The organism is Haladaptatus sp., from assembly GCF_049589095.1.
Lineage (GTDB): Archaea > Halobacteriota > Halobacteria > Halobacteriales > Haladaptataceae > Haladaptatus.
In genome coordinates, this window is sequence record NZ_JBAWAC010000421.1 from 1 (window position 1) to 6,302 (window position 6,302).

5 protein-coding genes are annotated in these 6,302 nt (G+C 62.4%); all 5 read left to right on the forward strand.

The window, feature by feature from the left end; genetic code table 11:
• A partial coding sequence (locus WBV42_RS13245; RefSeq protein WP_423986442.1) for a GMC family oxidoreductase occupies nucleotides 1-1,579 on the forward strand: 1,579 nt, incomplete at its 5' end.
• 49 nt (nucleotides 1,580-1,628) lie between these two features.
• The gene (locus WBV42_RS13250; protein ID WP_423986443.1) at nucleotides 1,629-2,876 is read left to right on the forward strand and encodes an alpha-1 4-glucan-protein synthase; all 1,248 of its coding nucleotides are present in this window, start codon (nucleotides 1,629-1,631) and stop codon (nucleotides 2,874-2,876) included.
• Nucleotides 2,877-2,901: 25 nt separating this feature from the next.
• Entirely contained in the window at nucleotides 2,902-4,035 is a 1,134-nt protein-coding gene (locus tag WBV42_RS13255) for an extracellular solute-binding protein (RefSeq protein ID WP_423986444.1), read from the forward strand.
• On the forward strand, nucleotides 4,035-5,642 hold the full coding sequence (locus tag WBV42_RS13260; RefSeq protein ID WP_423986445.1) for an ABC transporter permease: 1,608 nt from the start codon (nucleotides 4,035-4,037) through the stop codon (nucleotides 5,640-5,642). Before WBV42_RS13255 ends, WBV42_RS13260 begins: the two co-directional genes overlap by 1 nt.
• Nucleotides 5,643-5,679: 37 nt before the next feature.
• The coding region (locus WBV42_RS13265; RefSeq protein ID WP_423986446.1) for an ABC transporter ATP-binding protein at nucleotides 5,680-6,302 on the forward strand (623 nt) is incomplete at its 3' end.

Consider the following 6,302-nt stretch of genomic DNA (forward strand, 5'->3'; position numbering starts at 1 on the left):
TGTCTGCATCATCGGTGCTGGCCCGGCGGGCGCACTCGTCGCCTATCGGGCGGCCAAAGCAGGCTATTCGGTCGTCGTACTGGATGCCGGGCCGCGCTTCGATTTCGAGGACCGCTCCGAACGTGAGGAGCGCGCGATCAGACCCGGGAGTTCGAGACCACCGTGGAACATGGGCGAGGAAGGTGGCCACGAGAAGCGCGACGCCTACACCAGCAGTGGACCGAAGGAATACCCGTTGAACACTGCGCGCGTGAAGGGCGTCGGCGGAAGTACCCTCCACTGGCAAGGGATGGTGATGCGCCTCCACGAGCGGGATTTCCGCCTGCACAGCGAGACGGGGATGGGCGTGGATTGGCCGCTCTCCTACGCCGACCTGCGACCGCACTACGCCCGCGCGGAGCGTGCGTTCGGGGTAGCGGGCGCGAGCGACAATCCCTTCGCCCCACCTCGAACAACACCGTTTCCGCTTCCGGCGTTCCCGCCTTCCCATTCGGATGCGATGTTCGCCGAGGCCTGCGAGTCGCTCGAAATCACGACCCATTCGGTGCCGAACGCGCGGAATTCGGAATCCTACCGCGGACGGAGCGAGTGTCTGGGCTACGGCACCTGCAAACCGGTATGTCCCTCCGGTGCGAAGTACGACGCAACCGTAACTATCGACGGTGCCGAGAAGGCGGGCGCGGTGGTCATCGACCGCGCGCCCGTCCAGCACCTCAAACACGACGACGCGGGTGACAGCGTCATCGCCGCGGTGTACGCGACCCCCGATGGGAAGACACATCGACAGGAGGCGTCCGAGTTCGTGCTCGCAGCGGGCGGTGTCGAAACCCCACGGCTCCTCCTGCTCTCTAAATCACCGCAGTATCCGGATGGGCTGGCGAACTCCTCGGGACTCGTCGGTCGCTACTTTACAGATCATTTCTTCGCCGGTGTCGGCGGTGTCGTGGACGAGCGGACGCGCCAGCACCACGTCGGCTTCAACACGACCGAGAGCCACCAGTTCTACGACCAGCCCGCCGACGGCTCGCGGACGGCCATCAAACTCGAATTCTGGAACTACGCTGGCCCGACACCCGCGGACATCGCGCTCTCTGGGAGTTCACTCGGCGACCACCTCCTCGACAACATCCGCGAGGAGTACGGCAACCACCTCGCGATCGGCGCGCTCGTGGAGCAGGTTCCTCAGTACGAAAACCGCGTGACGTTGGACGACTCGAAGACGGACGACCACGGCAATCCGGTTCCGGAGGTAGTGTGGTCGCTCGACGACCGGACGCGCCGCACCATCGAGCGCGCGAACCGAATCCAACATCGCATCATGGACGAACTCGACGCGAACGTCCGATGGGTGATCGGTCCCGAAAAAACGGGGGCGGCGTTCCACCATATGGGAACGACGAGGATGGGTACGGACCCGAAATCGAGCGTCGTCGGTCCCGACATGCGAACACACGATTTGGACAATCTTACGATTGCAGGAAGCTCCGTCTTCCCAACGACGGGCGCGATGAACCCGACGCTCACCATCGCCGCGCTCTCGCTGTCCGCCGCCGACGAACTCCTCGACCGACTCGCGTAACACAACGACAGTGCTTTAGGCCAGCCTAAATAACGAGGGCGTATACGAGATGACCGACCCCGACATTTGCGTCATCGTCCCGACCGTCCGCGAGTACGAGTGCGTGCGGGCGTACGTGTCGAACGCTCGCGACCACGGTTTCGACACCGACCGCCTCTTCGTCTGTCTGGTCACCGAGGACGAGTGTGAAACCGACGCGATGGGTGCGATGCTCGATGACCTCGATATCGACGGTGTCGTCTTCGACGGAACGGCACGTGACGAGTGGTTCGATGCCCACGGAGTCGCCGAGTACCGGGAGTTGATTCCCGCGAAATCCCACGCGCAAACCTCCTTCGGCCTGCTGTTCCTCTGGGCCAACGACTTCGAGTACGGCGTTTTCCTCGATGACGACACTCTTCCACACCGTGACGTGGATTTCTTCGGAACGCACCTCAGTAACCTCGCCTACGAGGGTAACCTGCCCGAGCGCCGCTCGGACGAACGATGGGTGAACGTGTTGGACGATGCCGATGGCGACCTCTACCCGCGCGGTTACCCGTACGGGGCGATGGACGAGACGACCGAAGAGCGGACGGTCGAAGTCTCGAACGTCGTGGTTTCGCAGGGTCTCTGGACGGGCGTCCCGGACCTCGACGCGGTTCGCATCCTGAACGATGGCGACCTCCGCGGGCGGGCGACGACCCGAACCACCCGGGAGGACTACCCCGAGGATTTCGTCACGGCACGCGGAAACTACCTGACGGTTTGCTCGATGAATCTCGCCTTCCGCCGGGAGATCGTCCCCGCGTTCTATCAGTTCCCGATGGACGACAACGAGTGGGGCGTCGGCCGCTTCGACGATATCTGGAGCGGTCTCGTGCTGAAGAAAGCCTGTGACGCTGTCGGGACGAGAATCTACAACGGTCGGCCACTCTGCCAGCACAACAAAGCCCCCCGCTCGACCTTCGATGACCTCGCGAACGAGGTGGCGGGGTTGGAGTTGAACGAACACGTGTGGAAAGCGGTGGACCGAACGACCACAGGAGTGACTCCCGATAGGTCGTCCAGTCGAGCGACGAAGTCGCTCGACCGAGGGGTCCGAAAGGAATCGTCGCGGGAAAGCGAGCGCGCGGGAGCGTACGCGACCGTCGCGCGAGCGGTCGCGGACGAACTCACATCCAGCGATTTCTCGATGTACAGGAACGGCGAGTTTCTGAACCACTGTGGAGAGTATCTCGGGAACTGGTTGGACTGCCTGAACGAACTCGCTCATCCTCCCATCCCGATCAGCCGGAGGAACTTTCGACAGGTATAAGTTATTTAGGGCAGCCTAAAACAATATGCGTAACCGATCTACTCCGACCCGTCGTCAGTTCCTCGTCGCAGGTACGATGGTCGGAACAACAGCGCTCGCGGGCTGTAGCGCTTTCTCGTCGGGAAATAGCGAGAAACCGACGCTCTCAGATTTTCGCGGGTCAAGTCCACTCGTGCAGGACCGGCCTGACCCGGGTGGCACTTCTATCGACGACCTCCCTGACCTCTCCGGGACTCTCACCCTCTATATCGGCGGCGGCGAGGGCGGTCTCTACCAGCAACTCGCCAACCTCCTTCAGCAGTACTACGACGACTTCAGCGTGAACGTGCGGTTCAGCGCGGCGAATCAGGTGCTCACGGAAGGAAAGAACGGACAGGTTCGCGCGGACGTATTTTGGGCGAACGATGCGGGGTCGCTCGGGGTCGTTGACGATGCCGGTCTCACCGCCTCCCTCTCCTCGAAGATTACGAAACAGGTCCCGAACCGTTTCCACACCAATACGTGGGTCGGCGTCGGTGGGCGTGCGCGCGCCATCCCGTACAACACCAAGCAGTTCTCGAAAAGCGACATTCCGGACACGATTTCCGAATTCACGGACACGTCGAACCTCGACGCGAAAATGGGCTGGGCACCCACCTACCCGGCGTTTCAGACCTTCGTCACCGCGATGCGAATTCTACAGGGCGAGCAGAAGACGAAAGCGTGGCTCAAAGGCATGAAAAATCGGGGCAAGGGCGGCATGGAGCAGTACAAAGACGAGTGGTTCGTCTCGAACGCCGTCGCCGACGGCGACATCGGGGCAGGCATCGCCAACCACTACTACGCGGTTCGTGTGATCTCCTCGCGGCAGGACGCTCCGCTCGACATCGCGTTCACGAAAGGTGACGCGGGTGCACTCGTCGATGTCGCCGGAGCGGAGGTCATGAAAGGTACGGATAAGCCCGACCTCGCCAACAACTTCGTTCGCCATCTGCTGAGCGCCGAGGCACAGGAGTTCCTCGCCACGTGGTCGTTTGCCTACCCGATGATCGATGGCGTGAAACCCGTCGAACAGCTACCGCCGCTCTCCAAACTCCACCCACCCGATCTCGATCTCACCAAACTCGCCAACGTACAGCCGACCATCGATCTCTTACGACAAACGGGGGTTCTCGATTAGTGTCCGTCGGCAACCGAATTTCGGAGTTCGTGGATGGGGATGGACAGGACGTTCCGCCGTACCCGGTCGCAATCCTCGCCGCGTTCGTCGCGCTGCTGGTCGTCTCGCCAGTCGTCTGGCTCGTTGTCCGTGCAGTGTCCGCGCCACCCGCGGCGTTCGCGCTCCTCACCGCACCGAGCACGCTCCAAGTGCTCATAAACAGCATCCTCGTGGTCGTCGCCGTGAGCGTTTTCTCCATTGTCATCGGCGTCCCGCTCGCCGTCCTCACGGTACAGACCGACCTGCCGTTTAACCGATTTTGGACGGTGACGGCCGCGCTCCCGCTCGTCATTCCCGAGTACATCGGCGCGTTCGCGTTCACGTCCGCCTTCGGACCCCACGGAGACCTCGCGGACTTGCTCGCTCCGATCGGTATTCACTCGATACCCGAAATTTACGGCCTGCAAGGGACGGTACTCGTCTTCTCGCTGTTCACCTATCCGTACGTCTTCTTGACGACGCGCGCCGGCCTGCTCTCGGTCGATGGGACGCTCATCGAGTCGGCACGGACTCTCAATCACTCGAAGATCGGGGCGCTCCGTTCGGTCGTTCTCCCGCAAGTGTTGCCGTCGATCAGCGTCGGTGTGCTCCTCGTCGTGCTGGACTCCCTCGCGGACTTCGGAACACCCGCGATCATGCACTATAACACGTTTATGCGCGTTATTTACGTCCAGTACAACAACCCTTCGGCACCGGGATTCACCGCGCTACTGAGTTTACAGTTGCTCGCAGTCGTCGCAGTCGTCCTCGCGTTGGAGTCGCGTGTCAGCGGAAGCGCGAACACCGGAATCGGGGGGAGTGCAAGCGGGAGACCCGGACAGTTGCGCCTCGGGCGTTGGCGTTGGGTCGCTCAGTTGTACCCGGCGGTCGTCGCGCTCTTCGCACTCGGTGTCCCGCTCGCAATCCTCGTTCAGTGGAACCAGCGCACCGGAAACACCTACGGCGGGTTCACGTTCCACTGGACGTACGCGCTTAATTCGGTGGAGGTAGCCACGTTCGCGGCCATCGTCGCCGTCGTCGCCGCAATCCCGACCGCTTACTACTCGGCGCGGTCGTCCTCGGCCGTGGCAACTATCCTCGACCGACTCTCCTACGTCGGCTATGCCGTTCCCGGCCTCGTGCTCGGGATCGCGCTGGTCTACGTCGGCGTGTCGTTCGTTCCGGCGCTCTACCAGACGCTTCCCTTGCTCGTCTTCGCCTACGTCGTCCGGTTCCTCCCGCAGGCGGTCGGCGCGGTTCGGTCGTCATTCTTGCAGGTTGACCCGAAACTTACGGAGGCAGCTCGGACGTTGGAGCAATCGCCACTCTCGGTGTTCCGCCGAGTCACCCTACCGCTGGTCGCGCCCGGACTGGCAGCAGGCGCGGCGTTGGTCTTCCTCACGACGATGAAGGAACTCCAAGCGACGATACTGTTGCAACCGACAGACTTCAGAACCCTGGTTACATACATCTGGATGGTTCAAGAGAACGGCTACTACAGCGAAGCCGCGGTCCCCGCACTCGTGCTCGTCGGGGTGTCCGCACTGTCGATGCTCGTAATACTCGCGCGAGAACGATACGATGTCTAACCACTCTCCAACGATGTCTAACCAATCGCCCAAATCGATGACCACAGATGCAGCAACCGGCCGACCAGCGCACTCCGAGGAATCCCCATCGGCGTCCGTGCTGGAACTCGATGACGTGACGAAACGGTACGGGCAGGAGAACGCCGTCACCGACCTCTCACTGACCGTCCACGAGGGAGAACTACTCACGCTCCTCGGGCCGTCCGGGTGTGGCAAGACGACGACGCTCCGCCTGATGGCCGGGCTGGAGCGCCCGAGCGAGGGCGTCGTCAGCCTCGATGACGAGCAGGTCGCCGGCGACGGAGCGGCTTTTGTGGAACCCGAAAACCGCGGCGTAGGCGTCGTCTTTCAGGACTTCGCCCTCTTCCCGCATCTCTCCGTCCGCGAGAACGTCGCGTTCGGTCTGACCGATTTTGACGACGAGGAGACGGCCGACCGCGTCGATTCGCTCCTCGAACTCGTGGACCTCGACGGAATGGGCGAACGCTCACCCGACGATCTCTCGGGTGGGCAACAACAGCGGGTAGCGCTCGCGCGCTCGCTCGCGCCCGAACCCGCAATCCTCCTGTTGGACGAACCGTTCAGCAACCTCGACGTTCGTCTGCGGATCGAGATGCGCGAGGAAGTACGAGCGATTTTGAAGGAGGCAGGCGTCACTGC